A 26,300-nucleotide genomic window follows, 5' to 3' on the forward strand; every position below is an offset into this window, starting at 1 on the left:
TCAAGCTTACACACAACACTATAAGCAACCAAAACCAAACACAATACATGAGCTCAAACGAAGAACTCCAAGAAACAAACACTGAAGCCCGGTTCGAATTCAAGAAGGAGGAAGCTTCCGCCTTCAAAAGCGAGAAGGGCCTCACCGAGGAGACGATTCGCGTCATCTCCGAGGACAAGGACGAACCCGAGTGGATGCTCCAGCGCCGCCTCCGTGCGCTCGAGCACTTCCAGAACATGCCGATGCCGACCGACTGGCCCGAGATCCCGGACCTCTCGGAGGTCGACGTAGACGAGATCGTTCCGTATATCCGACCTGACATCGACGTCCGCGGCGGCGTCGACGACTGGACGGACCTGCCGGACGATATCAAGGACACCTTCGACAAGCTCGGCATCCCGGAAGCCGAGAAGAACGCGTTGTCGGGCGTCGGCGCGCAGTACGAGTCGGAGATCGTCTACCAGAACATGCAGGAACAGTGGGAGGAAAAGGGCGTCATCTTCTGTGACATGGACAAGGCCGTCCAGGAACACGAAGAGATCGTCAAGGAGTACTTCATGACCAAGTGTGTCCCGCCGAGCGACAACAAGTTCGCCGCGCTCCACGGGGCGATCTGGTCGGGCGGTTCGTTCGTCTACATCCCCGAAGACACCACCGTCGAGATGCCGATTCAGGCCTACTTCCGGATGAACTCCGAGGGGATGGGCCAGTTCGAGCACACCCTCATCGTCGCCGAGGAGGGCTCGGAGGTCCACTACATCGAGGGCTGTTCCGCGCCGAAATACTCGGCGTTCAACCTCCACTCGGGAGGCGTCGAGGTCTTCGTCGGCGAGGACGCTCACGTCCAGTACTCGACGGTCCAGAACTGGTCGAAGAACACCTACAACCTCAACACCAAGCGCGCCATCGTTGAGAAGAACGGCCGCATGGAATGGATTTCGGGCTCGATGGGCTCGAAGGCCACGATGCTGTACCCCGCCTCGATCCTCAAGGGTCGCGGCGCGTCGGACAACCACATCACCATCGCCTTCGCGGGCGAGGGCCAGAACATCGACACCGGCGCGAAGGTCTACCACAACGCCCCCGAGACGAAGTCGACCATCGAGTCGAAATCGATCTCGAAGGACGGCGGTCGGACCAACTACCGCGGGCTGGTCCACATCGCCGACGGCGCGGAGAACTCCTCGACGGCCGTCGAGTGTGACGCGCTGATGTTCGACAACGAGTCGACCTCCGATACAATGCCGTACATGGAGATCAACGAGTCGAAAGTCGACGTCGCCCACGAGGCGACCGTCGGCAAGATCGGCGACGAGGACATCTTCTACCTCCAGAGCCGCGGCTTGGACGATGACGACGCCAAGCAGATGATCGTCTCGGGCTTCATCGAGCCGATCACGGAGGAACTGCCGATCGAGTACGCGGTCGAACTCAACCGCCTCGTCGAGCTTGAGATGGAGGGCTCGCTCGGATGAGCGTGCAGGTTCCAGCCAGCCTCTCGGCGGAGACCGTCGAAGAGATTTCCGAGGCCCGCGACGAGCCCGAGTGGCTCCTCGAACGCCGCCTGTCGGCGCTCGAAGCCCTCGACGAACTCGAACTCCCCGACGTCATCCAGACGCCCGGCCGGCGCTGGACCGACCTCGAATCCCTCGATTTCGAGAACCTGGTCGACCCCCTCGACCAGTCCGACGCGACCGAGCGCGTCGAAGCCGAGGGCGCGGAAGTGCTCTCGTTCGTCGAGGCCCTCGAAGACCACGAGGAACTCCTCGAGGAGCACTTCGGCTCGATCGTCGACCCTGAGGAGAACTACCTGACCGCGCTGTCGGCGGCGCTGTTCACCACAGGGACGGTCGTCTACGTCCCCGAGGGCGTCGACGCCGAGGACATCGAGATCCGCGCGGAGATGAACTCCCGATCACTGTTCAGCCAGACGCTCGTCGTCACCGAGGAGTCGGCCTCCGCGACGATTCTGGAGTCCATCGAGTCCGGCGAGGACGTCGAGGGCGACCGCTACTTCAGCAACATCGTCGAAGTCGTCGCTGGCGAGAACAGCTACGTCCAGTTCGGCTCGTTGCAGAACCTCGACGAGGAGACCTACCACGTCACTCTCAAGCGCGCGGTGACCGACACCTACGCCACCGCCAACTGGATCGAGGGCAACATCGGCTCGCGGCTGACCCGTTCGGACGTCGAGACCGAACTCGACGGCGACAGCTCCGAGACGAAGATCGTCGGCGCGTTCTTCGGTCACGACGACCAACACATCGACGTCAACGCCCGTGTCTGGCACCGTGCCGAACACACGACGGCCGATCTCGTCACCCGTGGCGTGCTCGACGACGTGGCTCGATCGGTGTACGAGGGCGTCCAGGACGTCGGCGAGGGCGCGTGGAACACGAGTTCCTACCAGCGTGAGAACACGCTGATGCTCTCCGATGAGTCGGAGGCCGACGCCTCGCCCAAACTGATCATCAAGAACCACGACACCGAGGCCAGCCACTCGGCGACTGTCGGGCAAGTCGACCAAGAGGACCTCCTGTATATGACTTCCCGGTCGATCGATCCCAACACGGCCCGGAACATGCTCGTCGAGGGCTTCTTCGTGCCGGTGCTCGAAGAGATCGACGTCGAGGCGTTCCGCGAGGACCTCTCGGACCTCATCATCGCTCGCCTCGACTAACGCGACGTTCTGCTGTTTCTCGTTTTATATTTCGTCCGTCACTGGCCAGTGGTGATCGCGTACAACAACCGTCGACGATTCGTGTCGACGCTGTAGTCGGCGGCTCGACACCGCGGCTGACGACTTGACGCCGTGGTCGACGACCTGACGCTGCGGTCGTCGACTGGCCGGCGGCGGCGACACCTCGCTACGAGCCGGATTGGACGGCTTGGCCGACTACTCGTCGCTGGACTGGGCCCAGTCGAGCGACCGGTCGACGGCGTCGTGCCAGCGGTCGAACTCGGCTTCGTAGTCGGCGTCGGGATCGACCTCGAACTCGCGGTCGACCTGCCAGTTGTCCCGGAGTTCGTCGACCGTCTCCCAGTAGCCGACCGCGAGGCCGGCGGCGTAGGCCGAACCGAGCGCCGTGGTCTCGTCGACGACCGGGCGGACGATGTCGGTGCCGACGATGTCGGCCTGTAGTTGGCAGAGGAAGTTGTTCTTGACCGCGCCACCGTCGACACGGAGGTCGCTGAGTTCGATCCCCGAGTCCTCGACCATCGCCTCGGCGACGTCCTTGGTCTGGAAGGCGATCGCTTCCAATGTCGCCCGGACGATGTGCTCGCGTCGGGTGCCGCGGGTCATCCCGACGATGGTGCCGCGGGCCCGCTGGTCCCAGTGGGGCGCGCCGAGACCGGTGAAGGCGGGGACGAAGTAGACGCCATCGGTGGAGTCGACGCTGCGGGCGACGGCCTCGGACTCCATGGCGTCGTCGATCAGCGTCATATCTTCGAGCCACTCGACGGCCGCACCGGTGATGAAGATCGCCCCTTCGAGGGCGTACTGGACGGGCTCGCCGGATCGCTGGAAGCCGACGGTCGTCAGCAGGCCGTGGTCGGAGGGAACGGCCTCGTTGCCGGTGTTCATCAGCATGAACGAGCCGGTGCCGTAGGTGTTTTTGGCGTCGCCGGAGTCGAAACAGGTCTGGCCGAACAGCGCGGCCTGCTGGTCGCCGAGCGCGCCGGCGACGGGGACCTCCGCGCCGAGGAACCCTTCGGCGTCGGTCGACCCGTAGGTCGCGTCGTCCGAGGAGGGCCGGACCTCGGGCAGGGTCGCCGCGGGAACGTTGAACTCCGCGAGCAGTTCGTCGTCCCAATCCATCTCGTGGATGTTGAACAGCATCGTCCGGGAGGCGTTCGAGACGTCGGTGATGTGGTTGCCGGTGAGGTTGTAGATCACCCACGTGTCGATCGTCCCGAAGAGGATGTCGCCGTCTTGGGCTCGCTCGCGGACGTCCTGCGGCCGGGCGCGCTGGAGTTTGATCGGGTCGGTGTTGTCCAGCAGCCACTCGGCCTTCGTCGCCGAGAAGTAGGCATCGGGTTCGAGGCCGGTCTTCTCTTGGACCATCTCGGCGTTCCCCTCCTCTTCGAGGGTCTCGATCCGGTCGGTCGTCCGCCGGTCCTGCCAGACGATGGCGTTGGCGATCGGATCGCCGGATTCGGCGTCCCACAGCAGGGTGGTCTCCCGCTGGTTGGTGACGCCGATCGCCTCCAGTTGCTCGGCGTCGACCCCGCCCTCGTCGAGGGCCGTGTGGATGACGGACTTCGTGTTCTCCCAGATCTCGACGGGGTCGTGTTCGACCCAACCGGGTTCCGGGTAGATCTGCTCGTGTTTCTCGTAGGCGCTCGCCACGACGTTACCACCATGGTCGAAGACCATGAACCGCGTTCCTGTGGTCCCTTGATCGATGGACCCGACGTAGGTTTCAGTTGCCATTGTTGATCGTCACACTGTGGGGGCCCCGACCGACCGGCGGGGGCTCCGACCGGTCGACCGCGACCCGATCCACGATTAGTACTCATTGATTCATACAATAAATATTATCATCGTACTAACATTTTTAATAAAGTATCGAGACAGTCTGTCGAGTTGCTCTATCAGATTTTGGTAACAGGCGGCATTCTTAGGTGAAGCTACTACCCAAATTTAGGTAATCCGAAGTTAGGTGACCCTAAATGGATGAGACACGAGCGACCCACGCGGGCGAGTCGGCCGGCGAATCCAGCGCCGACGGGCAGGGCTGTCCCAAGCGGCGGCAGTGCCAACGCGGGCGAGCCTGCAAGCGGCTCGTCGACCTCGAGTGTGGCGAGACGGGACGGATCGAGTGTGTCGACTGCGAGCGGCGGACCCTGGAGTCGATGGGCGTCCGACCGGGCAAGCGGATCGAAGTCTGTACGAAACACCCCTTCGACGGGCCGGTCGTCGTCTCTGTCGGTCGGTCGACCGTCTCACTGAGTCGCTCTCACGCCCGCCAACTGGACGTCGTCACCGACTGATGGCTCAGTCGCCGACCGTCCTGTTGATGGGACACCCGAACGTCGGCAAGAGCGCACTGTTCAACAGACTCGCCGGCGCGAGCATCTCCGAATCCAACTACGCGGGGACGACCGTCGAGTACACCGAGAGCCAACTGGCTCTCGACGACGGGACCGTCCCCGTCGTCGACGTGCCGGGGACGTTTTCGCTGGAGCCGACGGATCGCGCGGAGGCCGTCGCCGTCGAGTTCCTCGAAGACGCGTCGGACCCGATCGTCGTCTGTGTCGTCGACGCGACCCGGATCGAACGCGGGCTGAACCTCGTACTCGAACTGCTCGACCGCGGCCACCGGGCGGTGGTCGCGCTCAACATGTGGGACGAGGCCCGCCAGCAGGGTGTCGACGTCGACGTCGAGGCACTGAGTGACCTGCTGGGGGTGCCGGTCGTCCCGACGGTCGCCACCGAGGGCGTCGGCGTCGACGACCTCCGATCGACGCTCGACCGGGCCCGCCCGTCCTCGCTGTCGGGGATCATCGACCGGCTGCCGCCGGGGGTCGACGGCGACCTCGAGGGCTCGGTCGAGGGCGACGATCCCGCCGCACGCTGGGAGCTGGTCGACGCCGTCGTTGAGTCGGCGGTCACCTACCGGGAGACCGCCCCCTCGCTGGCCGACCACCTCGGCCGGTTGACCGTCGCCCCCAAGACGGGCCTCCCGTTTGCCGTCGCCGTCCTCTACGGTATGTGGGCGTTTTTCACCGCGGTTGCGGGCTTCTTTACCGACGGCTACTTCGTCCCGCTGTTCGACGACCACTGGCTGCCGTGGATCCAGTCGGTGTTCCCCGGCGAGGGCGGGTGGCTCTACTTCCTGCTCGTGGGGGATCCGGCGGCGACAAACAGCTTCGAGGCCTTCGGCGTGCTCACGAGCGGACTGTTCGTCGCCGTCGGCGTCGTCCTGCCGGCGATCCTCGCGCTGTATCTCGTCCTCGCGCTGCTGGAGGATTCGGGATACATGGCGCGACTGGCGGTGCTGCTGGACGCCGCCTTCCACCGGATCGGCCTCCACGGCTACGCGATCGTTCCGATGGTGCTGTCGTTCGGCTGTAACGTCCCCGGCGTCGCCGCCACGCGAACCCTCGAAACCGACAAACAGCGCTTTCTGACGATGACGCTGCTGTCGGTGTTCATCCCCTGTGGGGCCCAGTTGGGGGTCATGCTCTCGCTCATCCCGCAGTACACGGGCTACATCCTGCTGTACCTGCTGGCGGGCTTCTTCGTCTTCGGGGCGATCATAAACCGGCTCGTGCCGGGGTCGTCCCCGGAGGTCGCCGTCGACATCCCGCCGCTGCGCCGGCCGCGGCCCTCCAACGTGTCGACCAAACTCTCCCTGCGGATCCGCGGCTTCATGACCTCGGCGGTCCCGTTCGTGTTGGCGGGGGTCGGGGTGGTCAACTTGCTGTATCTCGGCGGGGTCGTCGACTGGCTGGCGACCGTCCTCGGGCCGGTGTTGTCCGGCTGGTTCGGCGTTCCATCCGAGACGGTGCCGGCGCTGATCGCGGGGTTCATGCGGAAGGATCTCGCGATCGCCCAACTGAGCGCCATCCCGATGACGCCCTTCCAGACGGTGATGTCGGTCGTGATGGTGAGCATCTACTTCCCGTGTGTGGCGACGTTCGCCATGCTGATCAAGGAGGGCCGCACCGGGGGTGGCGTCCTCCGGGTGGTCGGCGGCGCGCTCGCCACGCTCGTGGCCGCGCTGTTCCTCTGGGGCGGGCTGCTCAGACTCGGCGGAACCCTTCTGGGGGTGGCCTGATGCGCTTCGACGACGCCTACTTCGGGCTGCTCGGCGTGGCGGTCGGCCTCGCTGGCCTGCTCGCGGTCGCCCGCGGGGTCGGCCTCGCGATTCCCGACCCACAGTCGACGCTCGCGGTGGTTTCGGTCTCCGGCACGTTCCTATTGTGGCGCGGGATCGTTCTGCTGTCGGCGGGGGTGTTCTACTTTCAGGGCGCGACCGAGGGGCTCGCCAATCCCGCGATGCAGGCCCGTGTGTTCATGGCGAGTGTGATGGTCTGGATCGTCGCCGGCGCCGACCTGCTCGGGCGGCTGCTCGGCGCGGTCCCCGGCGACTCGGAGGTGTGGGTCGCCGGCAGCGGCGAGGTCCTCGCCGCGATGGGGCCGCCGTACTCGCCAGCGGTGCTCGCGGCCCCCTTCGCGCTCGCCGCGCTGGCCTACCGCTCGCGGGAGGGATCGCCGTGAGCACCTACCGCCGCGTACTCGCTCGACTGGCCGCCGGGGATCCACCCGCACGGATCGCCGTCGAGCTCGACCGGCGCGAGGACGCCGTCCGCGGGATGATCGACACGATGTGTCGGCGGGGCCACCTCATGGAGGTCGACTGCGCCGAGGGCGCGTGTGGCTCCTGCCCGATGGCCGACGCCTGCGGTCCGATGGACAGCCCCGTCCAGTACGTCGTCTCGGCCGAGGGCCGGGCGCTCATCGAAGCCCCGACCGTCGACCGGTAGCCGCGGTGTCGTCCCCCGCCGGCTTTCGATGCGTTGATACGTGGTCTGGCTGTTACGGTCGACAATTGATGGTGGGGCGTCGATGAAGTGGCGGCTCGACTGGTATGCAACGCTCAGCCTCGTTGGAACCGTAATCAAGTATCTGGCGCTGACGATGCTGGTCCCGCTTGCGGTCGCCGTCGTCTACGGGGAGGACATCTGGGTCTTCGTCGTCTCGCTGGCGATCGCGCTGACGGTCGGCGTCGGGCTCGAACAGCTTGACGATGATCCGGATCTCCGGCCGCCGGAGGCGCTGTTGCTCGTCTCGCTGTCGTGGCTCGCGGTTGCGGTCGTCGGCGCGATCCCCTACGTGCTTGCTGGCTACGGGACGGAGTCGACGCTTCGCCTCCCGGTGAACGCGCTGTTCGAGTCGATGAGCGGCTTTACGACGACCGGGGCGACCGTCCTCGGGAGCATTAGCGTCGAAAGCCACTCGCATGCGATCATGCTGTGGCGGCAGCTCTCCCAGTGGCTCGGCGGGATGGGGATCATCGTGCTGATGATCGCCATTCTGCCGGAGTTGGCGGTCAACGGCGCGCAGTTGATGCAGTCGGAGGCTCCCGGCCCCGAACTCCAGAAGCTCACGCCGAAGATCGCCGAAACCGCCCGCGTGCTCTGGATCATCTACTTCGGCTTTACCACCGCACTGATCGTCATCCTCTTCGGACTTCACCTAGTCGGGCTGGCCCCCGAAATGAATCTCTATAACTCGATCGCCCACGGCTTTTCGACGCTGCCGACCGGTGGCTTCTCTCCGCAGGCCGACAGCATCGCCGCCTTCAGCGCGGTCGTCCAGTGGGTCATTATTCCGTTCATGGTGGTCGCCGGCGTTAACTTCGCGCTGTTCTGGCACGTGCTGCAAGGGGAGTTCCGCACGCTGGTCGACAACACCGAGTTCCGCACCTATGCCGGCGCGATCGCCGTCTTGATCGCCGTCCTCACCGCGGTGTTGGCCCGAGGAGCCGCCCCGCCGCTGGCACTCGGCGGCGTCACCGAAGGGCTTACCGAGAATACGGTCAGGCAGGCGGCCTTCCAGATCGCCTCGCTGCTGAACTCGACGGGCTTTGCGACCGCCGACTTCGCCCAGTGGGACCACCACGCCCAGATGCTGCTCCTGTTCACGATGTTCATCGGCGGTTCGGCAGGGTCGACCGGCGGCGGGATCAAGGTCGTCCGGTGGCTGGTTGTCATCAAGACGATCCGACGGGAACTGTACACCACGGTTCATCCCGACGCCGTCCAGCCGGTTCGGCTCGGCGGGAGCGTGGTCGACGAGGATGCCATCCGCGGCATCATGGTGTTTACGCTGCTGTATTTCATCCTGTTCGGCGTTTCGGCGGTGTTCCTGGAACTCGATTCCGCGCGGATCGGCTACGAGGTCTCGACGCTCGAAGCCTTCAGCGCCTCGCTGGCGACGATCGGCAACATCGGGCCGGGGTTCGGCTCGGTCGGCCCCTACGGGAGCTACCTCCAGTTTTCGGACGTTTCGAAACTGTTGATGGTGTTTCTGATGTGGATCGGTCGACTCGAAATCGTCCCGGTGTTGGCGCTGTTCGTCGGGCGCATCCAGGACCGGTAGCTCCACTCGGCCTCCGACGACGGTCAGGACTGCCCCGACGACAGTCAGGACTGCCAAAACGAGCGTGTAAACAGCACGAGCACGGGAATGATCTCGATACGACCGATCCACATGATGACGACCATGGCGGCCTTGGTCGACATCGAGAACACGTCGTAGGTACCGTACGGTCCGGCGGGACCGAACGCCGGGCCGATGTTGAGGAACGTCGAGGCGGCCGCGCCCAGCGCGTCGAACTCGTCGAAGCCGCCGATGTTGTAAAGCCCGGTCCGCGCGCCGTCGACCACGATCAACACCGTCACGAAAAAGACGCCGACGACCGCAATGAGGGTGTACGAGTAGATGTTCCGGATCGTCTGCTCGTCGACCGTCTTTCCGCTCAGTCGAACCGGGCGGATCGCCTCGGGGTGAATCACCGTAAACAGATCCCGGCGGAACGACTTGAAGACGACCAGCCACCGTAGGGACTTGATCGAACAGGTCGTCGAGCCGGCCATTCCACCGAGGAACATACACATCAACAGCAGGTGTTTGGCGAACGGCGACCAGAGATCGAAGTTCGCGTTGGCGTAGCCTGTCGTCGTAATGATCGAGACGACGTTGAACACCGACTGCCGGAACGTATCGGAAACGCCGGTTCCAGTGGGGTTGTCTTTCAGAGAGAGGATCGTGACGACCAGTCCCGAAAAGACGACGATGGTGCCGAGATAGAACCGGAACTCCTCGCTGTTACGGAGTCGGGCGACATTCCCTTTTAAGACGAAATACATTAGCACGAAACTAGTCGACCCGAGGAACATCACGACGATGAGTACCCAGTGGACGACCGGCGCGAAGGCCTCGATACTCAGCGGCTCGGTCGAAAAGCCGGCGGTCGACACGCTCGTAAAGGCGTGGGCGACCGCGTTGTACAGGGTCATGTTCGGCGCGAGGCCGACCAGATACAGCCCGTAGAGGATTGCGATCGTCCCGACCGTCAGGCCAGCGTACAGTTTGCCGATGAGGCGGGCGGTGTCCTCGATGTGTGGGGTGAGTTTGTCGACGTTGTCGTACTGGGTTTCGGTCTCCATGAGCTGTGCGCCACCGACTGAGAGCCGTGAGAGGATCGCAGTCGCCAGAATGAGGATTCCGAGGCCGCCGAGCCACTGGATGAGCTGTCGCCACATCATGATCGATCGGGCGTGGATGTCGAACGCCCGGAGGACGGTCGCACCGGTGGTCGTGATCCCGCTCATCGACTCGAAGGCGGCGTTGATCGGGTGAGCGATGGTCCCGCGCCCCGCGACGACGAACGGGACCGCACTCACTAGGGCGACCAACAGCCACGTCAACGCGACCATGAGCAGCGCCTCTCTCGGGCCAAGTCGCTCCTCGCCGTCGAGCCGCTTGAGCCGTTCGAGCAGCCCGCCGACGACGAGGGCAACACCAATGGTTACGAAAAACGGCGCGACCGGCTCGGCATAGTAGAGGGCGACAAGGAGGGGAAAACACAGCGGCGCGGCCAACCATTTGACGATCGTGCCGGTCAGACTGAGACTGTACCGCCACGACACTCGGACGTTCATTGGAGTTAGTATTCGAATACTGTCCGCACCACTACCTAAAGTCGACTGTTAGGAATCACCTACTCCCAATCCTCGTATGTCGGTCGATCGAGGTCACCGGGGAACTCGTCGACCGGGGCTGTCGTCTGGTCGCCCGTTGCCATATCCTTGAGCGTCACCTCGCCGTTTTCGAGGTCGCGCTCGCCGACGATGACGACCGTCTCGGCGTTGATCGAATCCGCATAGTTCATCTGCGCGCCGAAGCTCCGGTCCGAGATATCGCTCTCGACGACGTGACCGCGGGCACGGAGTTCGCGGGCGACTTCGGCGGCGACTGCACGCGTGTCGCCGACTGACAACACGTAGTAGTCCGTCGTGGGAGCCTCCTCTGGCCAGACACCCGCTCGCTCACAGAGCAACTGGAGGGTGGCGTGGCCGGGGGCAACGCCCACGGCGGGGGTGGGTTGGCCGCCGAAGCTCTCGATGAGATCGTCGTAGCGGCCGCCGCCGAACACCGACCGGGAGACCTCGCCGGTCGAGTCGAAACACTCGAAGACGACGCCGGTGTAGTAGTCCAGCCCACGGGCGGTCTCCAGCGATACCTCACAGAACTCTCGTGCGCCGAAGTCCTCGGCGGCATCGAGGACCGCCTGCAGGTTCGCCACCGCGTCGGCGACCCGGTCGGTTTCGGCGAACTCGACTAGCTCGTCGAGCTCGTCGGTCGACAGCAGGTCGTCGAACCGCTCGGCTTGGTGGTAGGCGAGGCCTGCGTCGGTAAGGAGTGCATAATACTCCTCGTCATCGATCTTAGCCGACTTGTCGACCGCCCGGATCGCCGCTTCGGTGTCGACCTCGGCGTCGAACGCTTCGAGGAGCCCCCCCAGAATATCGCGGTGGGAGACGCGGAACTCGAAATCCTCGCCCGTCAATCCGAGGTCGGTCAGCGCGTCGGCGGCAAACGCGAGGATCTCGGCGTCGGCTTCGGGCTCCGAGGAGCCGAAGATGTCGACGTTGGTCTGGTAGAACTCCCGGAACCGGCCCTGTTGGACCTGTTCGTAGCGCCAGAAGGGTCGCGTCGAGCGCCATTTAATCGGCTTCGATAGCGCCTGACTTTTGGCGACGACCATCCGGGCGACCGTCGGCGTCAGTTCGGGCGTCAGCGTCACCTCGCGGCCGCCCTGATCGGTGAAGTTGTACAGTTGGTCGACGATCTCCTCGCCGGATTTGTCGGTGTACAGCTCGGTCGCCTCCAGCGTCGGCGTCCCGATCTCGCGGAAGCCGTAGCGGGCCGCGGCCGTCTCGACGGTGTCGATGACCTCCCGGCGGGCGGTCATCTCGTCGGGGTAGAAGTCACGGAACCCTTTGAGTCGGTCGTACATAGCGAGGGGTTGGGCAACCCCGCGCTTGAAACCTGTCTTTCGTGGCTCGGCCCTGCCCGTCGCCCGGCTGCTTTCCGCCGGTAATGATCTCTTACCGACGAGTAATGGGTTTCAAACGACCGCGCAGCCGGTCTATAACGATACCCGATCCGGGCTGACAGTCCGGTATGTCGTACTGTCGTCCAACCGGCCGCCCGACCAGGTCTCCATGATCGATCGGCTCGGCAGCCGTCTCCGATCGCTGGTACGCCGTCTCCTGTGGCGTTCGACTTCGTCGTCGCTCGATTCGGTCGAGACTGTCCCGACGATCTGCGATGTCGTCGACCGCCACGAGGTCGGCCGCCGGCTCCCCGAGGGCTGGCGCATCGAGCGTGATATCGTCCAGTTCCGCGGCGAATCCCTCGCCGAAGTCCTCCGGCTGATCGACCGTCGGGACGGGTTTCGGATCACGCTCAAACCGGTCGAGATGCTGGAGCCGACCGGCCCGGTCGAACTCTACACGCTGGCCTCGCCGGTCGACGCCCGACAGCGTCGAAAGACTGCCGATTCGCTGGCCGCGGCGCTCGACAGCGCCGTCGAGATCGCCGCCGCCCGTCGGCACCACCGGTCCGACGCCCGGTCGGCGTGGCGGCCGCCGGTCGACCGTTAGAGAGCGATCATCGTCACGCCAGCGACGGCGAGCACCGCGGCCGCGATGCGAACGCGGAAGTACCGTTCGCCGAGGACGATCCCGCCGAGAACGACCGCGACGATCGCTTGGGCGTTGATGATCGGCGAGGCGATGCTCGCCGGCACCAACGAAAACGCCAGCGTCGTGACGTACTCGCCGCTGGCGACGAACCCGCCGGCGACGGCCAGTTTCGCCACGTCTTCCCCAACTGGCGGTCGCGCCGACCGGAGGACCGACGGCAGCAACACCACCATCACCCCGCCGAACAGCAACGGTACCCACAGCGAGGTCGGGATCGCCAGTTCTTGAAGCCCGACCCGTTTGCCCACGTCACTGACCGCAAACAGCATCGCACTCCCTAACGCGAGCTGTGCGGCCCGCGAGCTCGCCGCTCGGCGGAGCGGTTCGAGCAGCGAACCGCCCTGAAAGTTGGCGATGTAGACGGCGGCCGTAGCGACGACCACACCTGCGACCTGTAGCGGCGTCAGAAACTGCCCGAGGAACACCACCTCGATCGGGAGCACGAACACCGGGACCACCTTGTTAATCGGCGCGACGTACGACACGTCGCCGATCGCCAACGCCCGCAGAAAGGCGACGTTCGCCCCCGCGATCGTCACGGCTGTCAGCGCGAGGATCGCCGTGTCGTCGACTCCGAAGTCGCCGAGGGCTGCGATCGTTTCCCCGTAGCCGACCGACATGCCCAACAGCGGCAGATACCACCCCAGCGCGAACCCGTTGACCAGCACCGTCAGCGTCGCGGCCGAATACCCCCGAAACGCCCGTTTGAGATAGAAGATGTAGGTCCCCCAGATCACGGCCGCGACGACTGCGTAGCCGATCCCTACCTCCATTATGAAAAATCATTACGACAGCAGTGATTAATCGTTCGGTCGACCAGTCACTGAGCGCTTCTGTGTCGCCGGCCACCGGCTGGTAGGGAGTGGCTACTCGCCACGACGGCCGTGGACGTAGGTCTGTTCGTGGTCGGGAAAGACCGCCTCAACGGCCGACGGCTCGTGGCGGTCGGCCAGCAGCACCCTGAGTTCGTCCTCGTAGTCGGCCTTCCGGACGCTTTCGCTGGGTCCGACTTCGATCTCGAAGGCCGACTCGACCAACCGGTCGACCGCGTGGCGGCCGAACCCCGAGAGCGGAGCGATGTAGTCGACGCCGTGGCGGTCTTCGATGCTCTGGGCGCTGGCGCGGGAGACGTTGGGGACCCGATCGTCCCGTCGGGTGCCGTCGGCGATGGCGTCGAACTCCCCGCCGGCGACCGTTTCGAGGGCGTGGTCGTGGGCCTGCTGGATCCCGTTGCGTGGGTAGCCATCGGCGGCCATCCGGTCGACGGCCGCCTCCGCGACCGATCGGTCGAGGTCGACGGTTTCGAAGGGGTAGCCCAGTGCGTCGGCAGCGCGTGCGGCGTGCTGCCAGTCGTCGGTGATTCCGAACGTGGCGGTCACGAGTGTTAGATCGTAGAACTCGTCGAGGAGCAGCGCTGCAAGCGAGGAGTCCTTGCCGCCGCTGTACAGTAACGCGAGCTCCATCCGGTTACCGCCGTCGGATGTCGAACGATTTGGAGTCGGGCTGGAGCTCCTTGAGCAGCGACTTCATCTGGTCTTCGTCGATGCGGTCCTGAATCCGGCCGCTGCGGGCGAGGGCGATGATCTGCTGTTCGACCTGGCTGGCGAACTCCGGCTTCGACATCTGGACGGCGTTGAGCCGCTGGCGGGCCCCATCGGTGAGGTGTTGTTTCAGCATCGCCTCCTTCTGGGCTTCGGCCTGCTGTTGGGCCGCTTCTTGGGCTTCTTGGTCGCCTTGACCCTGCCCTTGGCGCTGCTCGAGCTCCTTGCGTTTCTGTTCGCGAAGCTCTTCGAGTCGGTCGTCTCCGGGGCTATCGCTCATACCTATCTGTCGTGTTGCGGTCCAAAAAACGGTTTCGGAGCGGTCGACGCTGCCGCTGTGGCGCCCCCGCTTCGGCCCCCGCCTTGTCATTGTCGACGGTTCCGAACCGTGGCGCTGCCGCTGCTGAGCTGTCGTGGATCGAAAACGAATACCGGGTCTTAGGCGTAGCGTTCGAGTTCCGGCCGGTCGAGGGATTCGAAGACGTCCTGAGCGACCTCGTCGAGGAGGGCATCGCCGTCGGCGGTGGTGCGGCGACCCTCGCCCTGTGCGGTCTGAACGAGGTCTTCGTCCTCGAGTTGGCTGAGGATCTCGCGGATGATCTTCTTCGAGCCCGAGACGTGGTTGGCGGGTGCGACCGCATACCGGTTCGAGCCGTCTTTGGTGCCGCCGTACTCGGTGGCGAGCCGTTCGACACCGATGGGACCGTTGATCGCGACCTTGCGGAAGAGGCTCGCTGCGCGGGTCTCCCAGAAGTCCTCCTGCTGTGGCGGGAGCTCTCGGTCCTGTCCGGTTTTGGTGTACTCGACCCAGTCGGGCGCATCGAGGCGGTCGGCGAGCCGGTCGGCGAGTTCGTCGATGAACTCCTCGGCCGGGACGTCGTAGAGAGTTACCATAAGGCCACGTTCCGTTTTTGAGTGTTTAAACCCATCGTATTGCCGACGCAGGACGTATGCGGGTGTGTAGCGTCCCACCGGCCGACGGTGTCGACGCGGGAACCCAATACACATCCTTTTATCGACACGGCCGCAAGCCGTCGACGGATTTCGATGGACGAACGCGAGGCCCTCGAGTTGCTCGGGGCGGCGCTACCGGCGGCCGGCGACGACGCCGCCGTCGTCGACTCGACGGCGATCACCACCGACATGCTCCACGAGTCGACCGATTTTCCGCCCGGCACGACGCGCTACACCGCGGGCTGGCGGTCGGTCGCCGCCTCGCTGTCGGATCTCGCCGCTATGGGCGCCGCGCCGACCGCCGCGGTCGCCGCCTACGCCGACACGGCCTTCGTCGACCACGAGCTTGAGGCCTTCCTCGAAGGTGCACGCGATGTCTGTGCGGCGGTCGGGGCCGACTACGTCGGCGGCGACCTCGATACTCACTGTGAGTTCACCGTGACCACGACCGCGATCGGCGAGGCCCCCGACCCCGTCTATCGGTCGGGCGCGACCCCCGGCGATCGGCTCTGTGTCACCGGCACGCTGGGGCGGAGCGCCGCCGCCCTCCGGCTGTTCGACCGCGGCGAATCCGACCGGGCTAACGAGCTGTTCCGGTTTTCGCCCCGGATCGACGCCGGCCGGCGACTCGCCGGCGTCGCCACCGCGATGATGGACTCAAGCGACGGGCTCGCCCGGTCGCTCCACCAGCTCGCCGAGGCCAGCGACTGCGGCTTCACGGTCGACCGCGAGGCGGTCCCGATCGACACATCCGTCGACGCGGTGGTCGACGACTCGGTCGACCGCTGGGAAGCCGGTGTGCACTTCGGCGAGGACTTCGAACTGGTCTGTACGCTTCCGGAACACGAACTCGATGCGGTCGCAGCCGACGTGGAGACGCCGCTGACGCCCATCGGCCGCGTTACCGACGAGGGCGTTCGTGTCGACGGCGAGCCGCTGGCCGACCGCGGCTACACCCACTGACTACTGCACTTGGATCGGAACCAGCATGAAACACAGCAGGCCGACCCCGAACGTCAGCAGACCGACCAGCAGTCGCGGAAGGCCGATCGACCGCTCGTCGTCGGGGTCGGCGGGGCCGTTGGCCGCGATCACTAGCGCGAAGACGCCCCAGAACGCCCAGAGGCCGACCGACTCGTTGAGCGACAGCCCCCGGATGTAGTGGAGGTAGCCGGCCACGCCGAACAGCACCGCCGGCACCAGTGCGGCGATCGTCTCCTGCCGCGGGCCGACCATCGCCCGGACCATGTGGCCGCCGTCGAGTTGGCCGACCGGCAGCAGGTTCAACACGGTGAAAAACATCCCGACCCAGCCGCCGATGACGACCGGATGGGGGTTGTACCCCGGCCCGTAGCTGGCCGGCTCGCTGATTAGGGAGGCGATACCTTCCAGTAGGAGGGGATTATTAAAGACGATCGAGTCGACCGACTGGCTCGATTCGACCATCGCCGCCGGGACCTCGATCGGCTCCAGCGAGAGGCCGATCGCCGTAACGACGACCGTGGCGACGAGTCCGGCGATCGGACCCCCGGCCCCAATGTCGAACAGCACCGTCCGGCTCGGCATCCGATCCCGGATTCGGATCACCGCTCCCATCGTGCCGAACACGGCAGGAAACGGGATCAGGTAGGGCAGCGATACGTCGACGCCGTGGTACCGGCCCATCGCGTAGTGGCCGAGTTCGTGGGTCAAAAGCACCCCGAGAACGGCGGCGGTAAACGGCCACGCCTGAAGGATCGACAGCGGGTTGGCGACGATCTCCTCGAGCGGGACGAAATACCAGACGTAGCTTCCGACGAACAGCGTCGACAGTATCGTCGCCGCCAGCAGGACGACGTTGATCCACGGGATCCCATTCGAGCCGGACTCGTCGTCGAGTGGGACCGCGACCAGCGCCGTATCGGAGCTGTCGGCGGCGGTAGCGAACGACAGCTCGTAGCCCGCCTCCCGAAACGCCGGCCGAAGCTCCGCGAGGAGTCGCCGCTCGGGGATCAGTGGCTCGCCGTAGTAGACGACACGCCCCGCCTCGATCCGGACGTCGGTGAGATTGTACCACGTCTCGAGGGCCTCCGGCCGCGGGACGGTGGCTTCCGACTCTGCCATCGGCATCTCTACGTGGCCGATACTCATAAACACCCGTCGTGACTGTTTCCGGCCCGATCCATTCGGGGCGGTGGATCGCGGCCGGCTATCGATTCGGGACTCAGGCCGTTTTGACCGGCTGGACCAGCCACGTCGTCGCCCCGGTGTAGGACCACGGCTCGATCGAGAGTTCGGTCGCCGACTCCTGGAGTCGGACGATCAGCGCGCCGATTTCTTTCGGCGACAGCTCTACGTCCTCGGCGATGAACTTGCTTTTGAAGTAGCGGTCGCCCGCGGCGACCTGCTCGCGGAGGTACTGCCGGAGGTACTCAGCCTTCGGGTTCTCGTCGGCTGACGACTCGGGCGTGGCGTCCGTGGAAGGTGTGGTTGCGCTCATGGATCCTCGGTTCCCGCTTGTTCGCCATGGCTGTTATATAAGCCAGACCGTTGGTCGGATTTCGGCTCGATTCACGCTTTCGGTGGGTTTGAATTGTCCTGAACGGTACGCTTCACGACTGGCTCAGTCCGCTCTAAACCTTTTATCGTTCCCTGTGATCCTATATTTCACCACTGAAGTGTGAGTCGTATTGGGGATAATACCGCCGCTGTGGCGGGTGAATTTGGCGATGATCGGCGGCATCAGCGGCGGTCGACGCGGTTGCGCGCGGCTACCGTTCGTGGAGCCAAAAGTCGCCGTCGGTCGTCGACTCCTTTTTGAAGATCGGCACCTCGTCTTTCAGCCGGTCGATCCCGTCTTCGACCGCCCGGAACGCCTGTCGGCGGTGACCCGCCAGCACGACGACGAACACGATGTCCTCGCCGTCGTCGATCGGGCCCACTCGGTGATGAAACAGCACCTCGAACACCCCCTCCCGCGCGGTTAAGTCCTGCCTAATGGCGTCGAGTCGCTGCTCGGCGACCCCCTCGTACTTCTCGAAGGTGAGCCGTTCGGTCCGGGCGTCCGCTGGGTCGTCTTTGGCCCGCACTCGCCCGGTGAACGTCGCGATCGCGCCCGCGCGGTCGGCCATCGGCGAGGCTTTGGCCCGGTCGACGAGCGTTTCGAGGCTGATGTAGGGATCCAGTTCGTCGATCCGGCCGAGGATCGTCTCGGGATCGAGTTCGGCAGCGGTCGGTGTGGTCTCGACGATCGGCGTGCTCGGAGGGGTCTCGACATCGCCAAGCACCACGGTCGGCAGTCGGTGGTGGACCACCCCCGCGAGGAGAGCGTAGTCGTAGCGCCGGGCCAGCGAGTCGAGGAGTTCGGTCGCCGAACGGTCACTGCCGGCACCGACCCACCGGCCGTCGCCGTCGACGCGGAACTCCCCCTCGTCGGGGAGTCCGGCACCGTCCACGGGGCGGGAGCCGGTACAGTCGACCGTGGCCACCCGTCCCTCGCGGCGGGTCGTCAGCCGGTCTGTGAGCGTCTCGGCTGCCGACAGACAGTCCTCGCCGACGATACACAGGGTTTGCATGGCTCAATAGGGGGTCCGGCCGCCCTTTAGTGTTGTAGTCGACGGCTGATCGCCGGAGTACGCGCTTGACAACGCTTAAGGCCAACTCGGAGTTAGCCGACTGCAATGAGAGTCGTCATTTCGATCGGTGGAAGTATTCTGGCCCCGGAGCTCGATTCGAGCCGCGTGGCCGCCCACGCCGCGGTTATCGAGTCGCTGGCAGCCGCGGGCTGTGAGATCGGTGTCGTCGTCGGCGGCGGGGGCGTCGCCCGCGACTACATCGCTGCGGCGCGGGATCTGGGCGCAAACGAGGTCCAACTCGACCAACTCGGGATCGACGTCACCCGGATTAATGCCCGACTACTTATATCGGCCCTCGGATCGAGCGCGAAGCCGACCCCGGCGACCGACTACGATGCCGCGGGCGATGCCCTCCGGCGCGGCGACATCTCGGTGATGGGTGGGATCACCCCCGGCCAGACGACCGACGCCGTCGCGGCGGCGTTCGCCGAGTACGTGGGGGCGGACCTGTTGGTGTATGCGACAAGCACCGACGGTGTCTACGACGCCGATCCCGAAGCCGACCCCGAGGCGATCAAGTACACGACGATGTCGCCGACCGAACTCGTCGACCTCATCGTGCCGATGAGCCGGGATGCGGGTGCGTCGGCGCCGGTCGACATTCTGGCGGCCAAACTCCTCGAACGGTCGGGAATGCGGACGGTCGTCCTCGACGGGTCGGAGCCGTCGAACATCGAGTCGGCGGTGCTCCGTGGTGACCACACCGGCACGGACGTGATCCCGCCAGGCAGCAGCGAACCCGCCCTCTGGGTCGAGACCGAATGAGCGACGGCACCGACTCGCCGCACACGCTCGCGGCCGACGACGAGTCGACCCATCGGGACTTCTGGGCGGAGACGATCGCCGACGAGATCGAGGCGCGTGATCCGGACGAGCCGATCGTCGTCAAGGGAGGCGTCTCGCCGTCGGGGGTCGCCCACCTCGGCAACGTCAACGAGATCATGCGGGGCTACTTCGTCGCCGAAGTGCTCCGGGACCGCGGCCACGAGGTCCGGCAGGTCTTCACGAGCGACGATAAGGACCCCCTCCGCAAGCTGCCCCGCAAACTGGCCGACGCCGACGGCAACATCGTTGGCCTCGGCGAGGTCGACGCCGGCGCGCTTGGGCGTAACCTCGGCAAACCCTACACCGACATTCCCGACCCCTTCGGCGAGGCCGACTCCTATGCTGCTCACTTCGCCGCCCTCCTAGAGGCCGACGCCGACCGGCTCGGCGTTCCAATCGAGATGCGCTCGAACACCGAACTGTACGCCGACGGCACCTTCGACCCCGTGGTTTCTCACGTCCTCGCGAACGCCGAGACGGCCCGCGAGGTGCTCTCCGAATACCAAGCGAAAGTCGACGAGGACTATGTTCCGTTCAACCCAGTCTGCGAGGAGTGCGGCAAACTGACCGAGACGGTCACGAACATTGACCTCGATGCGGAGACGGTCGACTACGTCTGTACCGACATGGAGGTCGGCGACAACACGATCGATGGCTGTGGCCACGAGGGAACCGCCTCCTTCCGCGAGGGGAAACTGCCGTGGCGCTTCGAGTGGCCCGGCCAGTGGCAGGTCCTCGGTGTGGACTTCGAGCCGTTCGGCAAGGATCACGCCGAAGGATCGTGGCCCTCGGGCGTCGACATCGCCGAAAACGTCCTCGATATCGAGCCGCCGGTACCGATGGTCTATGAGTGGTTCACGCTCAACGGCGAGGCGCTGTCGTCGTCGGCCGGCAACATCGTCACCGTCACCGAACTGCTCGACCTGCTCGAACCCGAAGTCGTCCGCTACTTCTTCGCGCTCGATCCGAAGAAGGCCCGAGACCTTGATCTCTCGCGGCTCGACCAGTTAGTCGACGACTACGACCGGTTCGAGCGCGCCTACTACGGCACCGTCGACGACGAGTCGGTAACCGAGTTCGCCGAGGCGTCCTATCCGTACGTAGTCGACGCGGTGGCCGACGACAAACCGATCCGGCTCCCCTACACGTTCGCGGCTGTCCTCGGGATGGTCGACGACCGAGACCTGCGCATTAAACTCGCCAAAGACGAGGGTCACATTCCGGACGACGCCGACGAGTCGACCGTTGAGGCCGCCCTTGCTCGCGTCGAGAAGGCCCGCAACTGGGCCGAGCGGATGGACAACGCCTACAACTACCGACTTCAGACCGACCTGCCGGACGTCGAGTTCGATGAGTCGGTCCAAGCGGCCCTCGACGCCTTGGCAGCGTTCGTCGACGCAGGTCACGACGGCGAAGAGATCCAGGCCGCGATCTACGACACGGCCCGCGACCACGATATCGAGATCGGTGACCTCTTCGAGGCTGGCTACCGGCTCTTCTTCGACGAGACGCAGGGCCCTCGTCTCGGAGAGTTCCTCGGCGAGTTGGAAACCGAATTCGTCGTCGGTCGACTCCGGCGCGAGCGCTGAGTCGACCGGTCGTTTTTATATACTGATACGGAAGTGGTAGTATGAGCGAGGAGCGGCCACTGACCGAGTTTTCTGCGAGCGAGGAAGTCGACGGCGAGGCAACCGAGAGCATGGAGCCGCCCAGCGGTGTCGAACCGGCGACCGTCACCTACCAGTGGCAGCCGGATGGCACCGAGTGTGCGCAGTGTGGTGCAACGACGGAACAACGGTGGCTCGATGACGGTCAGTTCGTCTGCCCCGACTGCAAGAGCTGGGCGTAGTCTCTGACTACTTATTACCGGAACCGCGTCGAGCCGCGCTCGAAGCCCGCCGCGAGCGTCGACTCGTCGAGCGAACAGACTGTCGGTCGACCGTGCGGGCAGGCAAAGGGCTGCTCGCACTCGCCCAGCCGATCCAGCAACTGCTCGGCCTCGCTTCTGGTGAGCCGATCACCGGCTTTGAGTGAGGGGTGACAGGCCAGATCCGCCAGCAGTTCGTTCCGCTGATCGTCGGGCTGGTGGCCGGCAGCAAGCTGATCCAGCGTCTCGACGAGCGAGTCCGTGTCGGCAACGCGGCCGAGCGGGGCCGGGAGCCCCGACACGCGGAGAGTACCGCCCCCGAAGGGCTCGATCTCGAAACCGAGGTCGGACAGCAGCTCCCCATGGCGCTCGGCGGCCGCTGCGGCCGCCGGAGCGACCGAAATCGTCTCCGGTGGGTCCAGTGGGGCGGTCGACACCCCCTCGTCGTCGACCGCCGCTCGGAGCCGCTCGTAGTTGATCCGTTCGTGAGCGGCGTGTTGGTCGACCACCAGCAGTTCGTCGCCGTCTTCACAGAGCAGATACAGGTCCCGAAACGGGCCGATGACGCGGACCTCGCCGAAGGGATCCGAGCGGTCGACCGCCGCCAGCTCGGTGTCGAGATCGGTTGCGGCGGTGTCGGTACGTCGGATATCGGCAGTCGTCAGCGCCTCCGAGACCGCCCGCTCGACGGCCGCCTCGATCTCCTCGCGAACGGTGAGCCCGACCTCCTCCTTGGCAGGGTGGACGTTCGGGTCGACCGTTCCGGCCGGTGGCTCAATATCGATCGCGGCAATCGGATACTTCCCACCAAGAATGAGCGACCCGTAGCCACTCACTACCGCCCGACGAAGGCCGGTGTCGGTGACCGGGCGGCCGCCGACCGAGACCCGAACGTGGTCGCGTGTCGACCGAGTAACCGATGGATAACAGCAGACACCAGCGATAGATAACTCATCATTGTCGACTGTCGTCTCGTGGTGAATGACCGTCGACCGGCTTGCGGTGCCGGCGTCGTAGACTCCGAGGAGGGCGTCCCGCAATCCGTTGCCGCTCGTCGTGAACGTCTCGTTGCCGTTGTGACTCAGCGAGAACCGGACCTCCGGGCGGGCCAGCGCGTACCGCGCAAGTAGCTCGCTGATCCGGCCGAACTCGGCGGCCTCCCCGGCCAGCGACTCCCGGCGGGCGGGACGGTCGGCGAACAGGTCAGTGACGGTGACGGTCGTCCCCTGTGCTCGCCCGGCGTTCGAGACGGTCACCCCGTCGTCGACCCGGAGCTCCGTTCCGACGGCCTCACCGTCGTTGGTTACGAGTTCGAGGGTCGCACAGTCTGCGATAGCTGCCAGCGCCTCCCCCCGGAAGCCGAGCGTCGACACGCCGGTGGGATCGGCCCCCGTTTCGGCGGGCAGCTTGCTCGTCGCGTGGCGTTCGACGGCGCGTTCGGCATCGATACGTGAGAGGCCACAGCCGTCGTCGGCGACCCGGATCCGATCGGTACCGTCGTCTTCGACGGTGACCTCGATCCGTCCGGCTCCCGCGTCGAGGGCGTTGTCGACGAGTTCGGCGACAACACGAGCCGGACGGGTAATCACCTCGCCGGCAGCGATCTGGGCCACCGTCGCCTCATCGAGTCGGTGGATCGTCGGCCTGTCCATCGGTTGGTCGACCGCAGTCGCCCGACGAGTTTAGCCCCTTCGGGGCAGTAGGCGGCAACTAACTATTATCGGAGTTCCGACCGGAGTTCGTCGAGCGTGTTGAGTGCCTCCAACGGCGTCATGCTCGCCACGTCGAGCGCCCGGAGCGCGACGGCGACCCGAACCATCGACTCCTCGTCGAGTGGCTCGTCGACCGCGGGGTCCGGCGTTCCATCGAAAAAGGCCTCCTCGGGATACGACGCCCGGTCGTCCGAGCTGTCGGGCTCGAAGGCCTCCTCGGGGTAGGAGACACGGTCCTCGACCGTCTCGGTCTGCTCGCCGTCCGACTCCTGCGGCGTGTCGGCCGCCGACTCGTCGGCCGGTTCCGACCGGGGTTCGGCTGACGGATCGGGATCGGACGGGGACGTCTCGGAGCTGCCGCCGGCCGCGTCCGCACTACCGCTTTCGGTCCTATCGGTCGACTCGACGACCGCCCGCGCGCGGTCGACGACCGTCTCGGGGACCCCGGCCATCCGGGCGACTTCGATACCGTAGGACGCCGACGACGCGCCGGGGGCGATCCGATGGAGGAAAGTGATCTCCTCGCCCTCGCGGGTGGCCGCGAAATGTCGGTTGACGACCCCCTCGCGTTCGTCGGCCAGCGCGGTAAGTCCGTGGTAATGAGTCGCAAACAGGGTCGTTGCGCCCAGTTCGTCGTGGATGAACTCGGTGGTCGCTCGTGCGATGGCGAGCCCGTCGGCCGTGGAGGTGCCGCGGCCGACCTCGTCGAGCAGCACCAGCGAGTCCTCGGTCGCGTCGTGGAGGATCTCGGTGAGTTCGCTCATCTCCCGCATGAACGTCGACTGGCCGCCGGCGATGTCGTCGCTCGCACCCACGCGGGTGAAGATCCGATCCAGTACCGGCAGTTCGGCGGCTTCCGCGGGGACGAAGCTGCCGATCTGGGCCAGCAGACAGGTGAGTGCGACCTGTCGCATGTAGGTCGACTTCCCGCTCATGTTCGGGCCGGTGATGATCGCCACCTCGCCGGCTGAGAGGTCCGCATCGTTCGGGACGAACGATTCTTGGGTGGTTTCGACGACCGGGTGTCGACCGCCCTCGATACTGATGCCGCCGTCGTCTGCGTGGAACGTCGGCCGGATGTAGTCACCCTCGGCGGCGACCGTCGCCAGCGCACAGACGGCGTCGAGTTCGGCGATGGCGGTCGCCAACGCCTGAATCCGCTCGGTTTCGGCGGCGACCTGCTGGCGGACCTCGCAGAACAGTTCGTATTCGAGGCTGTCGGCACGCTCGGCGGCCCCGAAGATCTCGTTTTCCCGCTCTTTGAGTTCGGGCGTGTAGAACCGCTCGGCGTTTTTGAGCGTCTGCCGGCGCGTGTAGTCCTCAGGGACCCGATCGAGGTTCGGGTTCGTGACCTCGATGTAGTAGCCATGGACCTGGTTGTGGCCGACCGACAGCGAGTCGATCCCGGTTCGTTCGCGTTCGGCCGCCTCCAGTTCCGCGACCCACTGTCGACCCTCCCGCTCAGTCGTTCGGAGCTTGTCGAGTTCCGCGTCGAAACTCGGCTCGATGACGCCGCCCTCGGTGAGTTCGGCCGGCGGATCGTCGACGATCGCGCTATCGATCAACTCGGCGACCTCCTCGATGGGGTCGACCCGCTCGCGGTAGGCCGTCAGCGCCTCGCGTCCCGCGAGGGTCTCGACGAGATCCGGGACGACCGACAGGGTCGCCTGCAGCGACCGGAGGTCCCGCGCGTTTGCCCGGCCGCGGGAGACCCGACCGATCAGTCGTTCGAGATCGTAGGCAGTGGCTAACTGGTCCTGGAGGGCGGCCCGAGCCACCGAGTCGCCGACCAGCGCCGCGACGGCGTCGTGTCTGGCCGCGATCGCCTCGCGGTCGACCAGCGGCCGACGGAGCCACCGGCTGAGACAGCGCCGCCCGAGCGCCGAGGCGGTCTCGTCGATGACATCGAACAGCGTGTCGCCCGCCCCCGGGCCGCGGTTCTCGAACAGTTCGAGACTCCGGAGGGCGGCGGCATCGAGCCGGAGGTGGTCCTGGGGCTCGTAGCGCCGGATCCGTGAGACGTACTCCAGCGAGCCGTCGTCGCCCTGTGTGTACTCGGCGTAGGCCAACACCGCCCCGCAGGCCCGGCGTTCGGCGTCGGTCGAGAGGTGGCGGTCGGGATCGACGTAAGCCGACAGACAATCAGCGGCGGCCTCGGGGTCGAACAGCGCCGCGTCGACGGCGGTCTCCATCCAGTCGGTCGCGTCGTCTGCGGGCGTGACCGTCGGCGTCTCGGGAGCGACCAGCAGTTCCGCGGGCTCGATCCGGTCGAGTTCCTCGGCGAGCCCCGCCCGGTCGGGGACGGTCGTGACCAGACACTCGCCGGTCGAGACGTCGACCGCAGCGATGCCGAACCCGTCCTCGTCGTCCTGGATGGCGCTGGCAACGTAGTTCGTCGTGCCCGAGGCCAGCAGTTCCTCCTCGACGACCGTGCCCGGCATAATGACGCGGGTGACCGCACGGTCGACCAACCCTGTCGCTTCTTCGGCGTCCTCGACCTGATCGGCGATGGCGACCCGGTAGCCGGCGGCTACCAGCCGCTCCAGGTAGGAACTCGCGTTGTCGATCGGGATCCCGGCCATCGGATACGTGCCCGTCGAATCTTCCCGCTGGGTCAGCGTCACCTCACAGACGCGGGCGACCTCCTCGGCGGCCTCACAGAAGGCCTCGTAGAAGTCGCCGACCTGAAACAACACGAGGGCCTCGTCGTGGTGCTCACACAGCTCCAGATACTGGCTCAACATCGGGGTGAGTTCGCTCCGTCTGTCTGCCATCGTTGGCGGTGGCCCGGTAGCGGGTGTCATTGGCGGTAGGCAGGACCCAAACGATATAAACGCCTCGCTAATATCAAGAAAGAGAGATATACTCGAATCCGGCACTGTCTAGTTAGCGACCTCCTCAGTTGGCGTTCGATCATCTAGCGATTGATGCGGTCGCTGGCGGTTATAATAATGTACAAACTGCGAACACCAGCGACGAACGCTCGACCGACTGCCCACCC

Annotated in this window: 25 protein-coding genes; 12 read left to right on the top strand and 13 right to left on the bottom strand. The window is 65.5% G+C overall.

The window, feature by feature from the left end; translation table 11 throughout:
* Positions 1-47: 47 nt before the first annotated feature.
* Both sufB and sufD read left to right on the top strand, forming a co-directional pair.
* Positions 48-1,475: a Fe-S cluster assembly protein SufB gene (gene sufB / locus NKJ34_RS09710; protein WP_253738093.1), complete on the top strand. Its 1,428-nt coding sequence runs from the start codon at positions 48-50 to the stop codon at positions 1,473-1,475.
* Positions 1,472-2,680, top strand: coding sequence for a Fe-S cluster assembly protein SufD (sufD, locus tag NKJ34_RS09715; RefSeq protein WP_253738094.1), 1,209 nt, complete (start codon positions 1,472-1,474; stop codon positions 2,678-2,680). Before sufB ends, sufD begins: the two co-directional genes overlap by 4 nt.
* 216 nt (positions 2,681-2,896) lie before the next feature.
* Here the strand turns inward: sufD and glpK are convergent, their stop codons facing one another.
* On the bottom strand, positions 2,897-4,435 hold the full coding sequence (gene glpK, locus NKJ34_RS09720; protein ID WP_253738095.1) for a glycerol kinase GlpK: 1,539 nt from the start codon (positions 4,433-4,435) through the stop codon (positions 2,897-2,899).
* Positions 4,436-4,674: 239 nt separating this feature from the next.
* Between glpK and NKJ34_RS09725 the strand changes: the two genes are divergently transcribed.
* The 5 genes from NKJ34_RS09725 (at position 4,675) to NKJ34_RS09745 (ending at position 9,112) form a co-directional block, all read left to right on the top strand.
* Positions 4,675-4,995, top strand: coding sequence for a FeoA family protein (locus tag NKJ34_RS09725; RefSeq protein WP_253738096.1), 321 nt, complete (start codon positions 4,675-4,677; stop codon positions 4,993-4,995).
* A complete protein-coding gene (locus NKJ34_RS09730) occupies positions 4,995-6,785 on the top strand; it encodes a ferrous iron transporter B (RefSeq protein WP_253738097.1) in 1,791 nt (596 codons plus the stop codon). The genes NKJ34_RS09725 and NKJ34_RS09730 overlap by 1 nt, the downstream gene beginning before the upstream one ends.
* On the top strand, positions 6,785-7,228 hold the full coding sequence (locus NKJ34_RS09735; RefSeq protein ID WP_253738098.1) for a hypothetical protein: 444 nt from the start codon (positions 6,785-6,787) through the stop codon (positions 7,226-7,228). Before NKJ34_RS09730 ends, NKJ34_RS09735 begins: the two co-directional genes overlap by 1 nt.
* Complete coding sequence (locus tag NKJ34_RS09740; protein ID WP_253738099.1) at positions 7,225-7,494, top strand: FeoC-like transcriptional regulator; 270 nt, start codon at positions 7,225-7,227, stop codon at positions 7,492-7,494. The genes NKJ34_RS09735 and NKJ34_RS09740 overlap by 4 nt, the downstream gene beginning before the upstream one ends.
* 82 nt (positions 7,495-7,576) lie before the next feature.
* Positions 7,577-9,112, top strand: coding sequence for a TrkH family potassium uptake protein (locus NKJ34_RS09745; RefSeq protein WP_253738100.1), 1,536 nt, complete (start codon positions 7,577-7,579; stop codon positions 9,110-9,112).
* A gap of 44 nt (positions 9,113-9,156) precedes the next feature.
* Here the strand turns inward: NKJ34_RS09745 and NKJ34_RS09750 are convergent, their stop codons facing one another.
* Together NKJ34_RS09750 and hisS are read right to left on the bottom strand one after the other, a co-directional pair.
* Complete coding sequence (locus NKJ34_RS09750) at positions 9,157-10,677, bottom strand: TrkH family potassium uptake protein (RefSeq protein ID WP_253738101.1); 1,521 nt, start codon at positions 10,675-10,677, stop codon at positions 9,157-9,159.
* A gap of 59 nt (positions 10,678-10,736) precedes the next feature.
* Positions 10,737-12,035 carry a histidine--tRNA ligase gene (gene hisS / locus NKJ34_RS09755; protein WP_253738102.1) on the bottom strand — a complete coding sequence of 433 codons (1,299 nt, stop codon included), beginning with the start codon at positions 12,033-12,035 and terminating at the stop codon, positions 10,737-10,739.
* A 208-nt stretch (positions 12,036-12,243) separates the two neighbouring features.
* Between hisS and NKJ34_RS09760 the strand changes: the two genes are divergently transcribed.
* A complete protein-coding gene (locus tag NKJ34_RS09760; protein ID WP_253738103.1) occupies positions 12,244-12,684 on the top strand; it encodes a hypothetical protein in 441 nt (146 codons plus the stop codon).
* Here NKJ34_RS09760 and NKJ34_RS09765 read toward each other — a convergent pair.
* The 4 genes from NKJ34_RS09765 to NKJ34_RS09780 all read right to left on the bottom strand — a co-directional run bounded on the left by NKJ34_RS09765 (position 12,681) and on the right by NKJ34_RS09780 (position 15,221).
* Complete coding sequence (locus NKJ34_RS09765; RefSeq protein ID WP_253738104.1) at positions 12,681-13,559, bottom strand: DMT family transporter; 879 nt, start codon at positions 13,557-13,559, stop codon at positions 12,681-12,683. The genes NKJ34_RS09760 and NKJ34_RS09765 overlap by 4 nt on opposite strands.
* A 93-nt stretch (positions 13,560-13,652) precedes the next feature.
* Positions 13,653-14,249 (bottom strand): DUF7411 family protein, encoded by a 597-nt coding sequence (locus NKJ34_RS09770; protein ID WP_253738105.1) that lies wholly within the window; start codon positions 14,247-14,249, stop codon positions 13,653-13,655.
* 4 nt (positions 14,250-14,253) lie between these two features.
* Positions 14,254-14,607 (bottom strand): DNA-binding protein, encoded by a 354-nt coding sequence (locus tag NKJ34_RS09775; protein ID WP_253738106.1) that lies wholly within the window; start codon positions 14,605-14,607, stop codon positions 14,254-14,256.
* A gap of 158 nt (positions 14,608-14,765) precedes the next feature.
* On the bottom strand, positions 14,766-15,221 hold the full coding sequence (locus NKJ34_RS09780) for a 30S ribosomal protein S19e (protein WP_253738107.1): 456 nt from the start codon (positions 15,219-15,221) through the stop codon (positions 14,766-14,768).
* 153 nt (positions 15,222-15,374) lie between these two features.
* Here NKJ34_RS09780 and thiL point away from each other — a divergent pair, with 153 nt between their 5' ends.
* Complete coding sequence (gene thiL, locus NKJ34_RS09785) at positions 15,375-16,244, top strand: thiamine-phosphate kinase (protein WP_253738108.1); 870 nt, start codon at positions 15,375-15,377, stop codon at positions 16,242-16,244.
* Here the strand turns inward: thiL and NKJ34_RS09790 are convergent, their stop codons facing one another.
* The 3 genes from NKJ34_RS09790 to NKJ34_RS09800 all read right to left on the bottom strand — a co-directional run bounded on the left by NKJ34_RS09790 (position 16,245) and on the right by NKJ34_RS09800 (position 18,835).
* Positions 16,245-17,390 carry a site-2 protease family protein gene (locus NKJ34_RS09790; protein ID WP_425491810.1) on the bottom strand — a complete coding sequence of 382 codons (1,146 nt, stop codon included), beginning with the start codon at positions 17,388-17,390 and terminating at the stop codon, positions 16,245-16,247.
* A gap of 94 nt (positions 17,391-17,484) precedes the next feature.
* A complete protein-coding gene (locus NKJ34_RS09795) occupies positions 17,485-17,760 on the bottom strand; it encodes a DUF7123 family protein (protein ID WP_253738110.1) in 276 nt (91 codons plus the stop codon).
* A 271-nt stretch (positions 17,761-18,031) separates the two neighbouring features.
* On the bottom strand, positions 18,032-18,835 hold the full coding sequence (locus NKJ34_RS09800; RefSeq protein WP_253738111.1) for a molybdopterin synthase: 804 nt from the start codon (positions 18,833-18,835) through the stop codon (positions 18,032-18,034).
* Between the two features lie 105 nt (positions 18,836-18,940).
* Between NKJ34_RS09800 and pyrH the strand changes: the two genes are divergently transcribed.
* The 3 genes from pyrH to NKJ34_RS09815 are packed head-to-tail and all read left to right on the top strand — an operon-like array spanning position 18,941 to position 21,569.
* Complete coding sequence (gene pyrH / locus NKJ34_RS09805; RefSeq protein WP_253738112.1) at positions 18,941-19,660, top strand: UMP kinase; 720 nt, start codon at positions 18,941-18,943, stop codon at positions 19,658-19,660.
* Complete coding sequence (gene lysS, locus NKJ34_RS09810; RefSeq protein ID WP_253738113.1) at positions 19,657-21,309, top strand: lysine--tRNA ligase; 1,653 nt, start codon at positions 19,657-19,659, stop codon at positions 21,307-21,309. Before pyrH ends, lysS begins: the two co-directional genes overlap by 4 nt.
* A 41-nt stretch (positions 21,310-21,350) precedes the next feature.
* Positions 21,351-21,569 (top strand): DNA repair protein RadA, encoded by a 219-nt coding sequence (locus NKJ34_RS09815; RefSeq protein ID WP_253738114.1) that lies wholly within the window; start codon positions 21,351-21,353, stop codon positions 21,567-21,569.
* Between the two features lie 14 nt (positions 21,570-21,583).
* On the opposite strand, the gene mutL is transcribed toward NKJ34_RS09815, so the two are convergent.
* The 3 genes from mutL to NKJ34_RS09830 all read right to left on the bottom strand — a co-directional run.
* A complete protein-coding gene (gene mutL, locus NKJ34_RS09820; RefSeq protein WP_253738115.1) occupies positions 21,584-23,239 on the bottom strand; it encodes a DNA mismatch repair endonuclease MutL in 1,656 nt (551 codons plus the stop codon).
* Between the two features lie 65 nt (positions 23,240-23,304).
* Positions 23,305-26,103 carry a DNA mismatch repair protein MutS gene (gene mutS / locus NKJ34_RS09825; RefSeq protein ID WP_253738116.1) on the bottom strand — a complete coding sequence of 933 codons (2,799 nt, stop codon included), beginning with the start codon at positions 26,101-26,103 and terminating at the stop codon, positions 23,305-23,307.
* Positions 26,104-26,181: 78 nt separating this feature from the next.
* Positions 26,182-26,300 (bottom strand): integrase core domain-containing protein (locus tag NKJ34_RS09830; RefSeq protein ID WP_253738127.1); only part of this gene is annotated, 119 nt, incomplete at its 5' end.

It is taken from the genome of Halohasta salina (assembly GCF_024178165.1).
GTDB lineage: Archaea > Halobacteriota > Halobacteria > Halobacteriales > Haloferacaceae > Halohasta > Halohasta salina.

Bases quoted from the DNA above. Each gene is read 5' to 3' on its own strand.
- sufB (WP_253738093.1), top strand. From the start codon at position 48: ATGAGCTCAAACGAAGAACTCCAAGAAACAAACACTGAAGCCCGGTTC.
- sufD (WP_253738094.1), top strand. From the start codon at position 1,472: ATGAGCGTGCAGGTTCCAGCCAGCCTCTCGGCGGAGACCGTCGAAGAG.
- glpK (WP_253738095.1), bottom strand. From the start codon at position 4,435: ATGGCAACTGAAACCTACGTCGGGTCCATCGATCAAGGGACCACAGGA.
- NKJ34_RS09725 (WP_253738096.1), top strand. From the start codon at position 4,675: ATGGATGAGACACGAGCGACCCACGCGGGCGAGTCGGCCGGCGAATCC.
- NKJ34_RS09730 (WP_253738097.1), top strand. From the start codon at position 4,995: ATGGCTCAGTCGCCGACCGTCCTGTTGATGGGACACCCGAACGTCGGC.
- NKJ34_RS09735 (WP_253738098.1), top strand. From the start codon at position 6,785: ATGCGCTTCGACGACGCCTACTTCGGGCTGCTCGGCGTGGCGGTCGGC.
- NKJ34_RS09745 (WP_253738100.1), top strand. From the start codon at position 7,577: ATGAAGTGGCGGCTCGACTGGTATGCAACGCTCAGCCTCGTTGGAACC.
- NKJ34_RS09750 (WP_253738101.1), bottom strand. From the start codon at position 10,677: ATGAACGTCCGAGTGTCGTGGCGGTACAGTCTCAGTCTGACCGGCACG.
- hisS (WP_253738102.1), bottom strand. From the start codon at position 12,035: ATGTACGACCGACTCAAAGGGTTCCGTGACTTCTACCCCGACGAGATG.
- NKJ34_RS09760 (WP_253738103.1), top strand. From the start codon at position 12,244: ATGATCGATCGGCTCGGCAGCCGTCTCCGATCGCTGGTACGCCGTCTC.
- NKJ34_RS09765 (WP_253738104.1), bottom strand. From the start codon at position 13,559: ATGGAGGTAGGGATCGGCTACGCAGTCGTCGCGGCCGTGATCTGGGGG.
- NKJ34_RS09770 (WP_253738105.1), bottom strand. From the start codon at position 14,249: ATGGAGCTCGCGTTACTGTACAGCGGCGGCAAGGACTCCTCGCTTGCA.
- NKJ34_RS09775 (WP_253738106.1), bottom strand. From the start codon at position 14,607: ATGAGCGATAGCCCCGGAGACGACCGACTCGAAGAGCTTCGCGAACAG.
- NKJ34_RS09780 (WP_253738107.1), bottom strand. From the start codon at position 15,221: ATGGTAACTCTCTACGACGTCCCGGCCGAGGAGTTCATCGACGAACTC.
- thiL (WP_253738108.1), top strand. From the start codon at position 15,375: ATGGACGAACGCGAGGCCCTCGAGTTGCTCGGGGCGGCGCTACCGGCG.
- NKJ34_RS09790 (WP_425491810.1), bottom strand. From the start codon at position 17,390: ATGCCGATGGCAGAGTCGGAAGCCACCGTCCCGCGGCCGGAGGCCCTC.
- NKJ34_RS09795 (WP_253738110.1), bottom strand. From the start codon at position 17,760: ATGAGCGCAACCACACCTTCCACGGACGCCACGCCCGAGTCGTCAGCC.
- NKJ34_RS09800 (WP_253738111.1), bottom strand. From the start codon at position 18,835: ATGCAAACCCTGTGTATCGTCGGCGAGGACTGTCTGTCGGCAGCCGAG.
- pyrH (WP_253738112.1), top strand. From the start codon at position 18,941: ATGAGAGTCGTCATTTCGATCGGTGGAAGTATTCTGGCCCCGGAGCTC.
- lysS (WP_253738113.1), top strand. From the start codon at position 19,657: ATGAGCGACGGCACCGACTCGCCGCACACGCTCGCGGCCGACGACGAG.
- NKJ34_RS09815 (WP_253738114.1), top strand. From the start codon at position 21,351: ATGAGCGAGGAGCGGCCACTGACCGAGTTTTCTGCGAGCGAGGAAGTC.
- mutL (WP_253738115.1), bottom strand. From the start codon at position 23,239: ATGGACAGGCCGACGATCCACCGACTCGATGAGGCGACGGTGGCCCAG.
- mutS (WP_253738116.1), bottom strand. From the start codon at position 26,103: ATGACACCCGCTACCGGGCCACCGCCAACGATGGCAGACAGACGGAGC.